Source organism: Enterobacter sp. kpr-6 (genome assembly GCF_900116015.1).
In the GTDB taxonomy this organism is placed as follows: domain Bacteria; phylum Pseudomonadota; class Gammaproteobacteria; order Enterobacterales; family Enterobacteriaceae; genus Enterobacter_D.
Genome location: NZ_FOYH01000004.1, coordinates 35,338 through 52,709, shown reverse-complemented (window position 1 = coordinate 52,709; position 17,372 = coordinate 35,338). Strand labels below are relative to the sequence as shown.

At 53.2% G+C, this 17,372-nt stretch carries 15 protein-coding genes; 11 read left to right on the top strand and 4 right to left on the bottom strand.

From position 1 onward, the window contains the following. Positions 1-35 precede the first annotated feature (35 nt). From msrA to tnaB, 4 genes are all read left to right on the top strand, one after another. On the top strand, positions 36-671 hold the full coding sequence (msrA, locus tag BM373_RS11940; protein ID WP_090461680.1) for a peptide-methionine (S)-S-oxide reductase MsrA: 636 nt from the start codon (positions 36-38) through the stop codon (positions 669-671). Between the two features lie 188 nt (positions 672-859). Further along, positions 860-937 carry a tryptophanase leader peptide gene (locus BM373_RS21970; protein WP_218159470.1) on the top strand — a complete coding sequence of 26 codons (78 nt, stop codon included), beginning with the start codon at positions 860-862 and terminating at the stop codon, positions 935-937. Positions 938-1,190: 253 nt separating this feature from the next. Further along, positions 1,191-2,606, top strand: a complete 1,416-nt coding sequence (gene tnaA, locus BM373_RS11935) for a tryptophanase (protein WP_090461678.1) — start codon at positions 1,191-1,193, stop codon at positions 2,604-2,606. 109 nt (positions 2,607-2,715) lie between these two features. Next, on the top strand, positions 2,716-3,966 hold the full coding sequence (tnaB, locus tag BM373_RS11930; RefSeq protein WP_090461676.1) for a low affinity tryptophan permease TnaB: 1,251 nt from the start codon (positions 2,716-2,718) through the stop codon (positions 3,964-3,966). A gap of 155 nt (positions 3,967-4,121) precedes the next feature. Here tnaB and BM373_RS11925 read toward each other — a convergent pair whose 3' ends face one another. After that, a complete protein-coding gene (locus BM373_RS11925) occupies positions 4,122-5,174 on the bottom strand; it encodes a LacI family DNA-binding transcriptional regulator (protein ID WP_090461674.1) in 1,053 nt (350 codons plus the stop codon). A gap of 188 nt (positions 5,175-5,362) precedes the next feature. Here BM373_RS11925 and BM373_RS11920 point away from each other — a divergent pair, with 188 nt between their 5' ends. Genes BM373_RS11920 through BM373_RS11910 form a run of 3 tightly spaced genes read left to right on the top strand, consistent with a single transcriptional unit; the run spans position 5,363 to position 8,636 of the window. Further along, positions 5,363-6,517, top strand: coding sequence for a Gfo/Idh/MocA family protein (locus BM373_RS11920; protein WP_090461672.1), 1,155 nt, complete (start codon positions 5,363-5,365; stop codon positions 6,515-6,517). Between the two features lie 20 nt (positions 6,518-6,537). Beyond that, a complete protein-coding gene (locus tag BM373_RS11915) occupies positions 6,538-7,614 on the top strand; it encodes a Gfo/Idh/MocA family protein (RefSeq protein WP_090461670.1) in 1,077 nt (358 codons plus the stop codon). Next, positions 7,614-8,636 carry a Gfo/Idh/MocA family protein gene (locus tag BM373_RS11910; protein ID WP_090461668.1) on the top strand — a complete coding sequence of 341 codons (1,023 nt, stop codon included), beginning with the start codon at positions 7,614-7,616 and terminating at the stop codon, positions 8,634-8,636. The genes BM373_RS11915 and BM373_RS11910 overlap by 1 nt, the downstream gene beginning before the upstream one ends. A gap of 43 nt (positions 8,637-8,679) precedes the next feature. Here BM373_RS11910 and BM373_RS11905 read toward each other — a convergent pair whose 3' ends face one another. Further along, the gene (locus BM373_RS11905) at positions 8,680-9,456 is read right to left on the bottom strand and encodes a hypothetical protein (RefSeq protein WP_090461666.1); all 777 of its coding nucleotides are present in this window, start codon (positions 9,454-9,456) and stop codon (positions 8,680-8,682) included. A 401-nt stretch (positions 9,457-9,857) separates the two neighbouring features. On the opposite strand from BM373_RS11905, the gene BM373_RS11900 reads away from it, so the two are divergent. Further along, positions 9,858-11,192 carry a polyamine export protein PaeA gene (locus BM373_RS11900; RefSeq protein WP_090461664.1) on the top strand — a complete coding sequence of 445 codons (1,335 nt, stop codon included), beginning with the start codon at positions 9,858-9,860 and terminating at the stop codon, positions 11,190-11,192. A 212-nt stretch (positions 11,193-11,404) separates the two neighbouring features. Further along, positions 11,405-13,300 carry an acyltransferase family protein gene (locus BM373_RS11895; RefSeq protein WP_177220150.1) on the top strand — a complete coding sequence of 632 codons (1,896 nt, stop codon included), beginning with the start codon at positions 11,405-11,407 and terminating at the stop codon, positions 13,298-13,300. 87 nt (positions 13,301-13,387) lie between these two features. On the opposite strand, the gene BM373_RS11890 is transcribed toward BM373_RS11895, so the two are convergent. Further along, entirely contained in the window at positions 13,388-13,594 is a 207-nt protein-coding gene (locus BM373_RS11890; protein ID WP_090461661.1) for a DUF1107 domain-containing protein, read from the bottom strand. 326 nt (positions 13,595-13,920) lie between these two features. On the opposite strand from BM373_RS11890, the gene BM373_RS11885 reads away from it, so the two are divergent. After that, complete coding sequence (locus BM373_RS11885; RefSeq protein ID WP_090461659.1) at positions 13,921-14,478, top strand: YtfJ family protein; 558 nt, start codon at positions 13,921-13,923, stop codon at positions 14,476-14,478. On the opposite strand, the gene cysQ is transcribed toward BM373_RS11885, so the two are convergent. Continuing rightward, complete coding sequence (gene cysQ, locus BM373_RS11880) at positions 14,468-15,214, bottom strand: 3'(2'),5'-bisphosphate nucleotidase CysQ (RefSeq protein ID WP_090461657.1); 747 nt, start codon at positions 15,212-15,214, stop codon at positions 14,468-14,470. The genes BM373_RS11885 and cysQ overlap by 11 nt on opposite strands. 191 nt (positions 15,215-15,405) lie before the next feature. Between cysQ and BM373_RS11875 the strand changes: the two genes are divergently transcribed. After that, positions 15,406-17,346, top strand: a complete 1,941-nt coding sequence (locus BM373_RS11875) for a bifunctional 2',3'-cyclic-nucleotide 2'-phosphodiesterase/3'-nucleotidase (RefSeq protein ID WP_090461656.1) — start codon at positions 15,406-15,408, stop codon at positions 17,344-17,346. Positions 17,347-17,372 lie beyond the last annotated feature (26 nt).

Sequence of the window (17,372 nt, the reverse complement as noted above, 5' to 3'; positions counted from 1 at the left end):
CTTAACCACAATTACTGTTCCCCGGAGGCTATACCGTGAGTCTTTTTGATAAAAAACACCTTGTAACTCAGTCGGATGCATTACCGGGTCGCAACACTCCAATGCCCGTTGCCAGTCTGCATGCCGTCAATGAGCATTCGATGACCAACGTGCCGGACGGCATGGAAATCGCCTATTTCGCCATGGGCTGCTTCTGGGGCGTTGAACGCCTGTTCTGGCCTCTGCCGGGCGTTTACAGCACCGCCGCAGGCTACGCAGGTGGCTATACGCCGAACCCGACCTACCGCGAAGTATGCAGCGGTCAGACCGGGCACGCCGAAGCGGTGCGCGTGGTGTACGATCCGGCGGTCATCAGCTACGAACGCCTGTTGCAGATCTTCTGGGAGAACCACGATCCGGCCCAGGGAATGCGCCAGGGCAACGACCAGGGCACCCAGTACCGCTCCGCAATTTACCCGCTGACCCCGGAGCAGGACGCCGCCGCAAAAGCCAGTTTAGAACGTTTCCAGGCCGCAATGCGTGCTGAAGGCGACACGCGCGAGATCACCACCGAGATCAAAACCGCTGGCCCCTTCTATTACGCCGAAGACGATCACCAGCAGTATCTGCATAAAAATCCGTATGGATATTGTGGCATTGGCGGCATTGGCGTCTGTTTACCACCGCAGTAATCCTCGTATCCTGTGATTTAATCTTCTCCGCTACGGCGGAGAAGTCTTTTATTTTTATTATTTCTCTGGCTGAATGGCGTCATTTATTTAATATATCGTGAGGTTAATCACAATACATTTAAACATCCATGGACAAAAAAGGCGCAGGCGCTAATCATGTCATCATGTTTAATAAAGGTTGATATATTATGATTAACTTATTTAACACATATATGACCGCAAAGTGGTTCAACATTGACTCCATCATCGTCAATCATCGCCCTTAACTCCCCCCTTCTTCCAGGCAAATAAACAGATAACGCTGTTTGTTTCGCTGATTCTGTATAATTCAGGCCACTGGCTGTATATCCGCAGTTAATCTGTTCGCACGCCTCTTTTTTGGTATGCGAAAAGATAGTCTCAGGAAATACAGAGCGCACGCGCACGCCTTAATTAAAACAGACCTCTTCAGATAACCCTGGTGATTCATCATCGGTGGATCGCTACAAGCAACATATTAATTTAGTAAAGGATTATACAATGAATAATTTTAAACATTTGCCAGAGCCCTTTCGTATTCGTGTTATTGAACCGGTAAAACGTACCACCCGTGAATATCGTGAAAAGGCGATTATTAACTCCGGTATGAACCCCTTCCTGCTTGACAGCGAAGATGTGTTTATTGATTTGCTGACCGACAGCGGTACCGGGGCCGTGACCCAGAATATGCAGGCCGCCATGATGCGCGGCGATGAAGCCTACAGCGGCAGCCGGAGTTATTACGCCCTTGCCGAAGCGGTAAAAAATATTTTCGGTTACCAGTACACCATTCCCACCCACCAGGGACGCGGCGCTGAACAGATTTATATTCCGGTATTAATTCGCAAGCGCGAACAGGAAAAAGGCCTCGACCGGTCAAAAATGGTGGCGTTCTCAAACTATTTCTTTGATACCACCCAGGGCCACAGCCAGATAAACGGCTGTACGGTGCGAAATGTTTATATCAAAGAAGCCTTTGATACCGCCGCGCGTTATGACTTTAAAGGCGATTTTGAACTGGATAAGCTGGAAGAAGGTATCCAGGAAGTTGGCGCAAATAATGTCCCTTATATTGTTTCTACTATCACCTGTAATTCCGCGGGTGGCCAGCCCGTCTCTCTGGCCAACCTGAAAGCGATGTATGAGATTGCGCAAAAATACGATATTCCGGTGGTCATGGATTCCGCACGCTTTGCAGAAAACGCTTATTTTATTCAGCAACGCGAACCCGGTTATCAGGACTGGAGCATCGAAGAGATTACGCGTGAGACTTATAAATATGCCGATATGCTGGCGATGTCGGCGAAGAAAGATGCGATGGTGCCAATGGGCGGATTATTGTGCATCAAAGACGATCGTTATTTTGATGTGTATACCGAGTGCCGGACCCTTTGCGTCGTTCAGGAAGGCTTCCCCACCTATGGCGGTCTGGAAGGCGGGGCCATGGAACGCCTGGCCGTGGGGCTGCGTGACGGGATGAATCAGGACTGGCTGGCCTATCGCATTACCCAGATCCAGTATCTGGTTGACGGTCTTGAAGCCATTGGTGTGACCTGCCAGCAGGCCGGGGGACATGCTGCGTTTGTTGATGCCGGTAAATTATTGCCTCATATCCCTGCCGCGCAGTTCCCGGCGCAGGCGCTTGCCTGTGAGTTATACAAAGTGGCGGGCATCAGAGCGGTGGAAATTGGTTCATTCCTGCTGGGCAGAGATCCGAAAACCGGGGAGCAATTACCCTGCCCGGCTGAACTGCTGCGCTTAACGATCCCACGCGCAACCTACACCCAGTCGCATATGGATTTTATTATCGAAGCCTTCAGCCATGTGAAAGAAAATGCCAAAAATATAAAGGGATTGACCTTCACTTATGAGCCTAAAGTGTTACGTCACTTTACCGCCAAACTGAAAGAGATCTGATCATCCCTCCCCCGCGATAAATGGCTATAACCTATAGCCATTTATCCTTCATACACCATAAAAATATAAAGCACTAATAATGATATATAACACCAGATAAGAGGCTCACATGGAAGAAAGTTCCAATACCAGGCATTCATCGTTTTGGGGAATTATGGTTATTGCCGGAACCGTAATTGGTGGGGGGATGTTTGCTTTACCCGTTGATCTTGCAGGTGCCTGGTTTTTTTGGGGTGCGTTCATATTGATTATCGCCTGGTTTTCAATGCTGCACTCGGGTTTATTGTTACTGGAAGCCAATTTAAATTACCCTGTTGGTTCGAGTTTTAATACTATCACCAAAGATTTACTCGGCAATAAATGGAATATTTTCAGCGGCCTTACCGTCGCTTTCGTGTTGTATATTCTGACGTATGCCTATATCTCCGCTAACGGCGCAATTATCAGTGAAACGATCTCCATGCACTCAGGAGAGCATGTTAATCCAAAGATCATCGGCGTTTGCACGGCACTTTTTGTTGCCGCCGTTTTATGGTTTAGCTCACTGGCGGCCAGCAGGATCACCTCCCTTTTTCTCGGCATTAAGATCCTCGCGTTTGTGATCGTCTTTGGTTCGTTTTTCTTTCAGGTCGATTACACGATTTTACGCGGGACTGATGGCGCAAGCGAAGCAAGCCGCTCCTTCTTTCCTTATATTTTTATGGCGATCCCTGTATGCCTGGCCTCGTTCGGTTTCCATGGAAATATTCCCAGCCTTATCATCTGTTATGGCAAGAGAAAAGATAAGTTAATAAAAAGCATTGTATTTGGCTCCTCTCTTGCCCTGCTCATTTATTTATTCTGGCTCTACTGCACGATGGGTAATATCTCGCGCGAAGCGTTTAAAGGTATTATCGCCTCAGGCGGGAATGTTGACGCGCTGGTTAACTCATTCCTTGGCACCAACCAGAGTAAGATGATCGAGTTTTGTTTACTGGTGTTCTCGAATCTGGCCGTAGCGAGTTCTTTTTTTGGTGTCACGCTGGGCCTGTTCGATTTCCTGGCAGATTTATTTAAATTTACTAATTCCCACAGCGGCCGTTTTAAAACTATCCTGCTGACCTTTCTGCCACCGACGATCCTGTATTTGTTTTTCCCGAATGGGTTTATTTACGGTATTGGTGGCGCGGGGTTATGCGCAACCATCTGGGCGGTGATTATTCCTGCGATACTGGCGCTGAAGTCCCGGCAAAAATTCCCGGATCAAATGTTTACCGTGTGGGGCGGGCGCGTCATTCCAGTCATTGTGATTACCTTCGGGGTTGTGGTGATAGTGTGCTGGTTTGGTAATGTGTTTAGTCTGTTGCCAAGGCTTATGTGACTTTCACCCTCACCCCGGCCCTCTCCCTGAGGGAGAGGGAGAAAGGCGAGCCCTCACCCTCTCCCCGACCCTCTCCCTGAGGGAGAGGGGGAAAACCGTGACAGAGCGCGGAATGTCCCCTCTCCCATGGGGAGAGGGTTAGGGTGAGGGGAAAACTAAAACCGTGGCAGCGCCGCAAAGCGCGTCGCATCCAGCACCGTCCCGCCCTCCACCAGCCGCCCCTGGAGCAGCAGATTAAACACAGGGGCCTGCGGGCGGTTAAGTCGCGTTTGCAGCAGATGCACCGCCTCCACGCCCAGCTCGCGGCAGGGTACGGCGATGCCGCTGACCGGTCCCGTTGCGCCGTGTTCAAGATGCCAGTCAAAATCCGTGCTTATCAGCGCGATATCTTCCGGGATCCGCAGCCCGTGCGGTTTCAGGGCCTGTTTCATGCCGGTGGCCATCTCCGCGCTTGCGCATAACAGCGCCTGCGGCCACTGGGCTTTCGGGCGGCTCTCCAGCCAGGCGGTGAGCATGCTGGCAGCTTCGCTGGCGCTAAATCCCTCCGTCACCATCAAATCCTGCTTTGGATCGAACGCCACATGAAAGTGCCGGTACGCCTCTTTCACCCCTTCAAGACGCACATACAGCGTCTCGCGCCGCAGGGTGGTGATGGTCAGAATTCGCCGGTAGCCGCGCTCAAGCAGGTGGCGGGCGGCGTTAAACCCGATGGCGCGATGATCCGGGGAGACCGCGTCCAGCCGCCGCTCGCGGTTATCTGCATTAATCAGTACGCACGGCTTGCCCAGGGTTTCCGCCAGCTTGAGCACGGTGGGATCGTCCACGCCGATAATAATGATAGCGTTGCTGTTCTTATCGCCCGCTTTTTGCAGAAACAGCGCGATGTCGGCGTGTTGTTCCTCCAGACTGCAATAGCTGATGTGGACGTCGTGCGGGGCCGTGGCCTGCGCAATGCCGCGCGTCACTTCGTGGTAAAACAGATCGCCGCGCGCGCTGAAGGTGCGGGCGGGCGCAAAGACGGCGATCCCGTTGATCAATAAGCGCCCGCAGGCCAGGTCCTCCAGTACGCCAAGCCTGCGCGCGCACTGCACAATCGCCTCCCGCGCGCGATCGCTGGTGTAAGACTTGCCGCTCAACACCCGCGACACGGTGCTGACGGAATAGCCCGTTTGCACCGCGATTTCGTCCATTTTTAGCCTGCCCGCCATAGTGTGATCCCGCTCGCAATCAAAAACTGCAAATTTTTGCAACGCCAGGCCAATGATTCTAAAACTTTTTTTATTAGTCCTGCCGCTTTACCTCCCCGGCCTGCGAGCATTCTCACAAATTGTATTTGCCGCCGGGGATGCCCTTTTTTACCTTCGGGCTATCTCTCCTCGAACTGAAAAGGTATGACATGGACAGGGTACGTTTTGGGATCATCGGCGTGGGTAACATCGGCAGCGTGCACGCCCGCTATCTGCTTGCAGGCCAGGTCAAAGAGGCGCGTCTGTGCGCCGTGTGCGACAACGATTTAACCAGACATGACGCCATCCGCGCGCTGGTGGGCGAGCAAGTCGGGCTGTTCAGCGATGCCCGCGACATGCTGGAAAGCGGGCTTATCGACGCGGTGATTGTCGCCACGCCGCATTACGCGCATCCCGAACTCTCAATGCTGGCGATGCGCCACGGCATTCATACCCTGTGCGAAAAACCCGCGGGCGTCTACACCGCTCAGGTGCGCGAGATGAACCAGTGCGCCGCCGAGTGCGACGTGGTGTTTGGCATTATGTACAACCAGCGCCCTAACCCGCTGTATCAGAAAGTAAAAGATCTGATCGACAGCGGCGAGCTGGGGGAGATCCGCCGCTCGACGTGGATCATTACTAACTGGTATCGCTCGCAAAGTTATTACAACTCCGGCGGCTGGCGCGCGACGTGGAAAGGCGAAGGCGGCGGCGTGCTGCTGAATCAGGACCCGCACCAGCTCGATCTCTGGCAGTGGCTGGTGGGGATGCCCGTCAGGGTGCGCGCGTTCTGCCAGTTCGGGCAGCGCCGCCAGATTGAAGTGGAAGACACCGTCACCGCGTATGCGGAATACGCTAACGGCGCAACCGGCGTGTTTATCACCACGGTGGCCGAAACGCCCGGAACTAACCGCCTGGAGATTGCAGGCGATCGCGGCAAAGTGGTGGTGGAAGATGGCAAACTGCGTTACTGGCGCTTACGCGAATCTGAAACGGAATTTAATGCCCGCTGGCAGAACGGTTTTGGTGAACCGGAGTGCTGGGAAGTTCATATTCCGACTCCACCGGAGTGCAGCGATCATCATGTGATCACCACCAATTTCTGTGCCGCCGTGCTGCGCGGTGAGCCGCTGATTGCGCCGGGCGTCGAGGGCATCCGGGGGTTAACGCTCTCCAACGCCATGCATCTCTCCACCTGGACCGATGCCTGGGTCACGCTGCCCATTGATGAAAAACACTATCTTGAATGCCTGCAAGCGCGCATCGCGCAGTCGGTGGATAAAAACGTCACCAGCCGCACGCTGGATGCCTCCGGCACCTGGTAAGCACACCTGAGGAACTGAAGATGAATAAGCAGGACGGAATGAATTACGCCCCGGCGGGGAAACCCAACGCGGTGGTGCAGCCTGGAGAATTTGTGATTGCCGCCACCGCGCTCGATCACGGGCATATTTATGGCATGTGCAACGGGCTGATTGAAGCGGGCGCGACGCTGAAATGGGTCTACGATCCCGATCCGGTAAAAGTCGATAAATTCCTGCAACAGTACCCGCAGGCCAAAGCCGCGACCTCGCTGCAAACGATCCTGAATGATGAAACGGTCAAGCTGGTTGCCGCCGCTGCCGTGCCATCCAAACGCTGCCCGCTGGGGCTGCTGGTGATGGCTGCCGGGAAAGACTATTTTACCGACAAAGCGCCGCTCACCACGCTCGATCAACTGGATGATGCCAAAGCGATGGTCGCCAGCACCGGGCGCAAGTATGCGGTCTATTACAGCGAGCGCCTGCATGTAGAGAGCGCCGTTTTTGCCGGGCAACTGGTGGCGCAGGGCGCGATTGGGCGCGTGATCCAGACGCTCGGCACCGGCCCGCACCGGGAAGGCACCGGGCGGCCCGACTGGTTCTACGAGCGGCGCTATTTTGGCGGCATCCTCTGCGACATCGGCAGCCACCAGATCGAGCAGTTCCTCTATTACACCGGCAACACCGACGCGCGGATCGTCGCCAGCCAGGCGCGCAATGTGAACCATCCCCAGTATCCCAATTTTGAAGATTTTGGCGATGCGCTGCTGGAAGGCGAAAACGGCGCGAGCGGCTATTTTCGCTGCGACTGGTTTACGCCAGAAGGGTTGCCGACCTGGGGCGACGGGCGGCTGACGATCCTGGGCACCGAAGGCTATATCGAGATCCGCAAATACATCGATCTGACGCGCGGCGAGCAGGACGTGGTGTATCTGGTCAATCACGAGGGTGAATTCCGCTATCCGGTCGCCGGTAAAGTGGGCTTCCCCTATTTTGGCGAGCTGATTCTGGATTGCATTCACCGCACTGAAAACGCCATGACCCAGGCCCATGCGTTTAAAGCCGCCGAATTGTGTGTGAAGGCGCAAATGCTGGCCAATGCCCGGCTGCGGAGGCTGTGATGGACAGGCTTAACGTCGCGCTTATCGGCGCGGGGGCGATCCATACCTGCCATGTGGAGGGACTGCGGCATACGCCGGGGGTGCATCTCACCGCGCTGGTGGAGAGCGATCGGGAGAAAGGCGCGGCACTCGCCCGCCGCTATGATTGCCGCTATTACGTGGATTACCGCGAGATGCTGCGGGATAAAGATATTGATGCGGTGCATATCTGCACGCCGCATTATCTGCACCGGGAGATGATCATCGCCTCGCTGACCGCCGGTAAACATGTGTTCAGCGAAAAGCCGGTCGGTCTGAATCTGCTGGAGGTGTCGCTGATCCGCCAGGCCGCCGCTGAAGCAAAGGGGCGGCTCGGCGTCTGTTTTCAGAACCGCCATAACCCCACCAGCCAGGCCATCCGGCAGCAATTACGTGAGGGCAGCATTGGCGACATGCGCGGCATGAAAGCAAGCCTCACCTGGTCGCGCGGTGGCGCATATTACACCGACAGCGGCTGGCGCGGACGCTTTGCCACCGAAGGCGGCAGCCTGCTGATTAACCAGGCCATTCACACTCTGGATTTGATGCAGTGGTTTGCGGGCGGCGTCAGCCGGGTGAAAGGCGTCGTGGACAGTACCTTGCTCAGTGACATCATCGAAACAGAAGACAGCGCGATGGCGATGCTGAGGTTTACCAACGGCGCGCACGGCGTGTTTCACGCCACCACCTGCTACAGCACGGATTCGCCGCTGCAACTGGAGATCCACGGCGAGCGGGGGCTGTTACGTCTGGAGGAAAGCCGGCTCTGGCGCATCACGGAAAATGAACGCACCCTGCTGGCCTGCGATGCGCCGCCGGAAGGCGATGCGAAGTGTTACTGGGGGGATGGACACCAGCAGGCTATCAGCCAGTTTTATGCCGCCGTGCGTGAGGAAGGAAAAGACGATTACGCCACGCTTGACGATGCCGCCCGCGCGCAGGCAGTCGTCGACGCCCTTTACCGCTCATCACAGATGCGGCAGTGGGTGGATATTTTACCGTGACGTTCCGCCGCGCAGACCCGATGCGCCGGGTCTGCGCGCGTTTTTAAAAAACAAAACCTAGCGTTGTGACCACCAGTTTGACGTTATCGTCGCCATGCTTTACCCAGTTCCTCATGAAATCGGCAAAGTTTTTATCCGCGCTGGTGTCCCATTCATTGAAATATTTCACCGCTTTCCAGCGATGCACATCGTTATAAAACAGGTTCGCACACAAATAATAAGAGATGGCTCTGAGTTTATTTGTATTATCCTGGTCCCAGATTTTGGTGATGCTTTTAATTTCAAATACCGGCAGGCAGGTATTAATAAATTCTAAAATTCTGGCGGTGGAAATGTCTTTCGGCACATCGCGCAGGTTTTCATTAAGCCAGCGCAGGGGCTCCTCGCGCAGGGCATTAACGCGCGGATCGTCCGCTAAACCCAGCGTGTCCCAGTGATGAAACATGTAATGCAAATTACTCATGGCAATCGCTTCACAGAGCGCTTCTTCGAACCATTTCTGTTTATGCACCGGGGCTTTAAAATACTGGCAGTACGCATGGCCCACTTCATGAGAAAACTGATAGATGATCTCGCCCCAGTCGCTGACATCAGGAATATTGAGGGCAATTTTGTAATTTTCGCGGTCTTCCACAGAGTCCTGCGGATAGAAAATCATCGGGGGATCGTCCCCTAATCGATTACTGACAATAATGTTTTTCTCAAGCTCGTAACCCATTATTTCGGCAAAAGAGGTGCAGGTACCCTTAAGAATAACCTGCAATACTTCTGTATCGCTGTTCTGCCACTGCTCCGCATCGGCAAGTATAATTCGGGCCATTATCTATCCTGTTCAAATAGGTTAAAATCGCTCGTATCAAACTGATAACAATAAACTTACATTCATCAAGAAAAACACGTTGTGTCCCGGCGCTTCTCCCCGACTTCTTAATGCAATTAACCTGGTAATGGTGCCGCTTAAGGAAAACCTTACAATCAGAATGAATTTAAACCATCTGTAAAATGAAAGCCATCATCTATCAGTAAATGTAATGGATCGAAGTAAGCCACTATGCCGCCATGTAACGTTCCGCTTACACTGCTGGCAGCCTCAGTGGGGCTTAGGCTATACTAAGCCCTGAAATTGCTGGCCCACACCTTTTGGGCTTGATTTCACACCGTTTTAACCCTTAGTTTTTCAACCCTTCCCTTCCGAGGATCTGGCTACACGCCGGATAAGATATGTTAAACAGTATTTTGCTAATACTTTGCCTGATTGCCGTGAGTGCATTTTTCTCCCTGTCGGAGATTTCACTTGCCGCCTCCCGTAAAATCAAACTGAAGCTGCTGGCTGATGAGGGCAATATCAACGCGATGCGCATCCTGAAAATGCAGGAAACGCCTGGCATGTTCTTTACCGTGGTACAAATTGGCCTGAACGCGGTCGCTATTCTTGGCGGTATCGTAGGCGATGCGGCCTTCTCCCCTGCTTTTTATAGTGTGCTCGTTAATGTGGTGTCGCCGGAGCTGGCCGATCAGCTCAGCTTCATGATCTCCTTCACCCTTGTGACCAGTTTGTTCATCCTGTTTGCGGATCTCACTCCGAAACGCATCGGTATGATTGCGCCCGAAGCTGTGGCTTTGCGCATCATCAACCCGATGCGCTTCTGCCTGTTCATTTTCACGCCGCTGGTCTGGTTCTTTAACGGTCTGGCGAATGTGATTTTCCGCATTTTCAAACTGCCGATGGTGCGCAAAGACGACATCACCTCTGATGATATTTATGCGGTGGTCGAGGCCGGTGCGCTGGCAGGCGTGCTGCGTAAGCAGGAACACGAACTGATTGAGAACGTGTTTGAACTTGAATCCCGTACCGTACCCTCTTCAATGACTTCGCGTGAAAACATCATCTGGTTCGATTTACATGAAGATGAGCAGAGTCTGAAGAATAAAGTGGCCGAGCATCCGCATTCGAAGTTTCTGGTCTGTAATGAAGATATCGACCACATCATCGGTTATGTCGATTCCAAGGATCTGCTTAACCGAGTGATCGGTAATCAGAGCCTGACGCTGGTGAACGGCGTGCAGATCCGCAACACCCTGATCGTGCCGGATACCCTGACGCTTTCTGAAGCGCTGGAAAGTTTCAAAGCCGCCGGGGAAGACTTCGCGGTGATCATGAACGAGTACGCGCTGGTGGTGGGGATTATCACGCTCAACGATGTGATGACCACGCTGATGGGCGACCTTGTGGGTCAGGGCCAGGAAGAACAAATCGTGGCGCGTGATGAAAACTCCTGGCTGATTGACGGCGGCACGCCGATTGATGACGTGATGCGCGTGCTGGATATCGACGAGTTCCCGCAATCGGGCAATTATGAAACCATCGGCGGTTTCATGATGTTCATGCTGCGTAAGATCCCGAAACGTACCGACTCGGTGAAATTCCACGGCTTTAAGTTCGAAGTGGTGGATATTGATAACTTCCGTATCGATCAGCTATTAGTTACGCGAATCGATAACAAGCCAACGGTACTGGTCCCGACCATGCCGGACGCTGAGAAAGACGTGGCTTAACCCTCTCCGTTGCCGGGCGGCGCACCTCTGCCCGGCAACGTTTCTCTTCCCCTGTTTTCCCTCTCCTGTCGCACAAGCATTTAATCTATCTATCCGTCCCCCACTAAAATATAATGCCCATGAATGTTGTTAAATTTTTTATGGGACTTATGTTGACCTCCACTAACGCACATCACTCGTCACTTAAGATTCAACCCATTGAACGCACCCGAGTGAGTTTCAGAGACGACATAAATTTTCTGCGTGGCATCGCGATCCTGGCGGTGATTTTTTACCATTTCCCGACCTCGCTTGCGCCGGGTGGCTTTGCGGGCGTCGATGTCTTTTTCGTCATCTCCGGTTTTTTGATGACCAAAATAGTGGCAACCGGCCTTGAGAATGGGTCCTTTCGCCTGATTGATTTTTACATTAATCGATGTAAGCGCATTATTCCCGCCCTGTTTTTTCTGTGCATTTTCCTTTTTGCGCTGGGCTGGTACTGGCTGCCGAATATCGAATTTAAACGCCTGGGATATTATCTCGGCTACGTCATTTTGTTTATTTCTAATATTCGCTTAAATAAAGAGTCGAATAATTACTTTGCCGCCGATTCCCACGACTCGTGGATATTACACACCTGGTCTTTATCGGTTGAGTGGCAGTTTTATTTGCTGTTACCGCTGCTGTTAATGGCCTGGTTCCGCTTTGGTCGCGTGATGCGGCCGGTCTTCATGCTGTCCGTGCTGGCGGTGGCCTCTTTTGCTTTAGGCTATCTTTACCCACTGGCAAACAGCTCGTCGCCCTTCTACCTGATGCCATTTCGGGCGTGGGAAATGCTGTGCGGCGGTATTGTCTGCTACGCGGCACAAAATGCCCGGCTGCCGGATAGCGTGCGCCGGGCGAGCGCCTTGTTGGGTTATGCGTTAATTGTCGCAGCCATTGCTTTTATGTCCCCGACGATGCGCTGGCCGGGCGTGATGACCCTGATCCCGGTGGTAGGCACCATGCTGGTGCTGCTCGCCCGCATTGAGTCGTTGCCGCTTTTCTATCGCCCGGAAATTCGCTGGATTGGCCTCAGCTCTTACTCAATCTATTTATGGCACTGGCCGGTGGTGGTATTTCTTAATTATGCCGAAAAACTCCATAGTCCGGCATGGCTGACGGGCGGCGTTATCGTCTCACTGATACTGGGATGGTTATCCTGGAAATACCTTGAAAAGCCGTCGCAGAAATTTCTCACCGCCTGCTCACGCCCGCAGTTTGGCCTGGTTTTATTATGCAGCGTGGCGTTGATCTATACCTTAAGTATGCTGACCCGCAGCGACAGGCTTAATGCAAAAGACAAACCGCTGATTGAAAGTATTACGGCTGAAATCAGCAACACCAATCATCAGGTCAATGAAAAATCGTTTATCAGTCATTATGGCGAAGGAAAATTACGCGCCATTATTATTGGCGACAGCCATGCGCAAAGTACCGCAACGGCTTTAGCGGAGGCGGCCGGTGAAAATAGCTCGGTGGTGGGATTAATTAATCCTGGCTGCCCGACCTTATCCCGCGCCCGTTCGCTGCAACCAAGCCATAAGAATTGTTATGACTTTAATAATTCGCTGGAAAAGATGCTGACTCAATATCCCCCTTCTGTTCCCGTGGTTATTGTTAACCGCTCTGCCCATTATATTGATGAGCGTCTGGTCAGTTTTGATAATAGCGTGGTGGAAGACAGCGAAACGGAAAAGCGCAAATTCACCCAGGCTTTCGTTGAAAAGCTGTGTTCATTAAGCGCCAGCCATCCTGTGTATCTGGTGAAACCGATGCCGGAAATGCCGGTCAACGTGCCGAATACGCTGGCCAGAGCCATTATGACCGGCAAGAAGCCGATAGATATCAGCGCGTCGGTAGCGGCCTATAAAAAGCATAACGATTTTGTGCTCAACGCACAGGAGCAGGCGGCACGCCAGTGTAATGTGAAGCTGCTCGATCCGGTGCCCTGGCTGTGTACAGGCGATATCTGTACCGGGAGTAAAGATCTCAAGCCGCTTTATCAGGATGATAATCATCTGAGCGAGAGCGGGAATAAACGGCTGGTGCCGATGTTTGCCCAGATTTTTGCTGACGAGAAAAAATAACGCGCTTGCACGGCATGACGCCCAAAACATCAACGGCCCCTGAGGGGCCGTTTTATTATCGTAATGAACTACTGCATAGCACAACGATTACGCCATGTCGGACTGCAAACGCAGAACCTGGCGGTTAACTTCAGACATTACAGAGTAATGCTGCTTGTCTTTTACTTTCGGGAGCAGGATTTTACCCTTATCAAACTCGAAAGCGCCGACGTCCTTGATATACAACCGTCCACGGAACAGGATTTTTACGTACTTCGCTATTTGCAGCGGATTGTATCGTTGGAAAATTTTCATTCTTGTATCTCCTGCTGAGTCTTACGCCCTCGCGGTGCCACAATCGGTCCGACGGTACTGAGCGCAAATTTTGTTGCCCAAAGACTATAGATCAGAAAGCCATTGATACCCAGTATGAATAAGTTTATTTACCGTTTGATGACAATTATTCAGAATATTCTTTTCCATGCTGAAAATACGGCAGTATAAGTCCGCATTTTTTTACAGATATGTGCGTTCGCCCGCAAACTGGCATCTGCTTTGCGGGAAAAGAGCATTGATAGCACTTATGATTAAATCGTCATGACCAAGTGGTCGGATCACCTGCTCACAACAAAGGAATAACCATGATCCTACGCAACACACTGGTAGCAACCTGCCTGTTACTGCCGCTGATCGCCTCGGCGCATCGCTTCGAGAACAATCAGCGCGTGCCGCCTGTCGGCATTGCTGACAGGGGAGAACTGATCCTGAGTAACAATGAGTTTAGCTATAAAAAATGGAACAGCGCGCAATTAACAGGAAAAGTGCGACTGGTGCAGCATATTGCCGGACGCACCTCGGCAAAAGAGAAAAACGCGGCGCTGATCGAAGCCATTAAGACGGCCAACCTGCCGCACGATCGTTACCAGACCACCACGATCATCAACACCGATGACGCGATCCCAGGCTCGGCAATGTTTGTGCGCAGCAGCATTGAGAGCAATAAAAAACTCTACCCCTGGTCACAGTTTATTATCGACAGCGACGGCGTCACGCGTAAGGCGTGGCAGCTCGATGAAGAAAGCTCTGCGGTGGCCGTGCTGGATAAAGACGGGCGGGTGCAGTGGGCAAAAGACGGGGCGTTAACGAAAGAAGAAGCGCAGCAGGTGGTCGCCCTGCTGCGCGAATTGCTCAGTAAATAGAAACCCTGAAGCCGGGGTTGAGGAAGGATTCACGCGGCGTGTAGTCCAGCGTTTTGCCTTTCCAGTCATGGACGTGCGCCCCGGCAGCCGCAGCAACCGCATGGCCTGCGGCGGTATCCCAGATGTTCGTTGGCCCGAAGCGCGGGTAAAGCTGCGCTTCACCTTCCGCCACCAGACAGAATTTCAGCGACGACCCGATCGCCGTGGTCTGGTGCTCGCCCATTTGCAGCAAATACTCTTTCAGTTCCGCGTCGCTGGCCGCGTGTGAGCGGCTGATCACCACCCGTGGCGGGCGGGCGTCGCGCACCTGGATCTGCTTGCGGGTGTCGTTCTCTTCCTTCCAGGCTTTCCCTTCTGCCGCGCAATACATCACTTTTAAGACCGGCGCGTACACCACGCCGAGCACCGGTTTTCCTTGCTCAATCAGGGCGATATTAACGGTGAATTCGCCGTTACGTTTGATGAATTCTTTGGTGCCATCGAGCGGATCGACCAGCCAGTAACGCTGCCAGTGCTGGCGAATTTCCCATGACGGCGGATCTTCTTCAGACAGCACCGGGATATCCGGGGTCAGCGCCTGCAGGCCCTGCACAATCAGCGTGTGTGCCGCGATATCGGCGGCGGTGACCGGGGATTCATCGACTTTACTTGTGACGTCCATCGGCTGATGTCCGTCGTACACCTGCATGATGGCATCGCCCGCTTCCCGCGCGAGCTGACAAATAGCTTCTAACATTATCCACCTCTTTTTGATTACAGTGGGATCTAACTCGTTGTTTTATTTATATCGTATTGCGGGTGAATCTGCCATCTGTGATGAGGGTTGCGGATCTCGCGCCTCTTTTTATGGCAACATTCACAATTCTGTAAGCAACAAAATGTACATACATTCTCTTTTGTGGCTCAGATCTAAAAAGGACATCTCTGATGATTAAGTTTAGCGCAACGCTCCTTGCTACGCTGATTGCCGCCAGCGTGCAGGCCGCAACGGTGGATCTCCGTATTCTGGAAACCACTGATTTGCATAGCAATATGATGGACTTCGATTACTACAAAGATACGTCGACGGAAAAATTCGGTCTGGTGCGTACGGCCAGCCTGATTAATGCCGCGCGTCAGGAAGCCACCAACAGCGTGCTGGTGGATAACGGCGATCTGATCCAGGGCAGTCCGCTCGGGGATTATATGGCTGCCAGAGGGCTGAAAGAAGGCGATGTGCATCCGGTCTACAAAGCGATGAACACCCTGGACTACGCGGTCGGCAACCTCGGCAACCACGAATTTAACTACGGTCTGGACTACCTGCACCGTGCGCTGGCGGGGGCCAAATTCCCCTACGTTAACGCCAACATTATTGATGAGAAAACCAAAAAGCCGCTGTTTACCCCGTATCTCATCAAAGACACCCTGGTGAAAGATAAAGACGGCAACACGCATACCCTGCGCATCGGCTACATCGGCTTCGTGCCGCCGCAGATCATGACGTGGGATAAAGCCAATCTGAGCGGCAAAGTGACCGTGAACGACATCACCGAAACCGCGCGCAAATATGTGCCGGAAATGCGCAAAGAAGGTGCGGATCTGGTGGTGGTGGTCGCGCACTCCGGGCTCTCTGCCGATCCGTATCAGGCGATGGCAGAAAATTCGGTGTACTACTTAAGCGAAGTGCCGGGCGTGGACGCCATCCTGTTCGGCCACGCGCACGCCGTGTTCCCCGGCAAAGATTTCGCCAGCATCAAGGGCGCGGATATCGCCAACGGCAAGCTGAACGGCGTGCCATCAGTCATGCCTGGCATGTGGGGCGATCATCTGGGCGTGGTGGATTTGACGCTCAATAACGACGGCGGCAAATGGCAGGTCGCGCAGTCTAAAGCCGAAGCGCGCCCGATTTACGACGCCGCGGCGAAGAAATCGCTCGTGGCAGAAGACAGCAAGCTGGTTGATATTCTCAAACACGATCACGACGCCACGCGCGAGTTTGTCAGCAAGCCGATCGGTAAATCTGCCGACAACATGTACAGCTATCTGTCGCTGGTGCAGGACGATCCGACCGTGCAGGTGGTGAACAACGCCCAGAAAGCCTACGTTGAACACTTTATTCAGGGCGATCCGGATCTGGCGAAATTGCCGGTGCTCTCTGCCGCCGCGCCGTTTAAAGCGGGCGGACGTAAAAACGATCCGGCCAGTTTTGTGGAAGTAGAAAAAGGCCAGCTCACCTTCCGCAACGCCGCCGATCTCTATCTCTACCCCAACACGCTGGTGGTGGTGAAAGTGAGCGGGAAAGAGGTGAAGGAGTGGCTGGAGTGCTCCGCCGGGCAGTTTAACCAGATCGATCCGAACAGCAGCAAACCGCAGTCGCTGATTAACTGGGACGGTTTCCGTACTTACAATTTTGACGTGATCGACGGCGTGGAATACCAGATCGACGTGACGCAACCGGCGCGCTACGACGGCGAATGCCAGAGCGTCAATCCGCAGGCCGAACGCGTTAAAAATCTGACATTCAACGGCAAGCCGATCGATCCGAAGGCAACCTTCCTGGTGGCGACCAATAACTATCGCGCTTACGGCGGCAAGTTTGCCGGAACGGGCGACAGCCACATTGCCTTTGCGTCACCGGATGAAAACCGTTCGGTGCTGGCGAAATGGATCAGCGACGAGTCGGCACGCAGTGGAGAGATCCACCCGGCGGCCGACAACAACTGGCGTCTGGCCCCAATCGGTAAACCGGTCGATGTGCGTTTTGAAACCTCACCGTCAGAAAAAGCAGCGGCGTTTATCAAAGAGAAAGCGCAGTACCCGATGAAAAACGTCGGCAGCGACGACATCGGTTTTGCGATTTACCAGATCGATTTAAGCAAGAAGTAAGCATCCTGCCCGGCGGCGTTTGTCTG

Coding starts and splice junctions, on each gene's coding strand:
- BM373_RS11900 (WP_090461664.1), top strand. CDS start 9,858: ATGTTAAACAGTATTTTGCTAATACTTTGCCTGATTGCCGTGAGTGCA.
- BM373_RS11915 (WP_090461670.1), top strand. CDS start 6,538: ATGAATAAGCAGGACGGAATGAATTACGCCCCGGCGGGGAAACCCAAC.
- tnaA (WP_090461678.1), top strand. CDS start 1,191: ATGAATAATTTTAAACATTTGCCAGAGCCCTTTCGTATTCGTGTTATT.
- BM373_RS11890 (WP_090461661.1), bottom strand. CDS start 13,594: ATGAAAATTTTCCAACGATACAATCCGCTGCAAATAGCGAAGTACGTA.
- BM373_RS11875 (WP_090461656.1), top strand. CDS start 15,406: ATGATTAAGTTTAGCGCAACGCTCCTTGCTACGCTGATTGCCGCCAGC.
- BM373_RS11885 (WP_090461659.1), top strand. CDS start 13,921: ATGATCCTACGCAACACACTGGTAGCAACCTGCCTGTTACTGCCGCTG.
- BM373_RS11910 (WP_090461668.1), top strand. CDS start 7,614: ATGGACAGGCTTAACGTCGCGCTTATCGGCGCGGGGGCGATCCATACC.
- BM373_RS11905 (WP_090461666.1), bottom strand. CDS start 9,456: ATGGCCCGAATTATACTTGCCGATGCGGAGCAGTGGCAGAACAGCGAT.
- BM373_RS21970 (WP_218159470.1), top strand. CDS start 860: ATGATTAACTTATTTAACACATATATGACCGCAAAGTGGTTCAACATT.
- tnaB (WP_090461676.1), top strand. CDS start 2,716: ATGGAAGAAAGTTCCAATACCAGGCATTCATCGTTTTGGGGAATTATG.
- BM373_RS11925 (WP_090461674.1), bottom strand. CDS start 5,174: ATGGCGGGCAGGCTAAAAATGGACGAAATCGCGGTGCAAACGGGCTAT.
- BM373_RS11920 (WP_090461672.1), top strand. CDS start 5,363: ATGGACAGGGTACGTTTTGGGATCATCGGCGTGGGTAACATCGGCAGC.
- cysQ (WP_090461657.1), bottom strand. CDS start 15,214: ATGTTAGAAGCTATTTGTCAGCTCGCGCGGGAAGCGGGCGATGCCATC.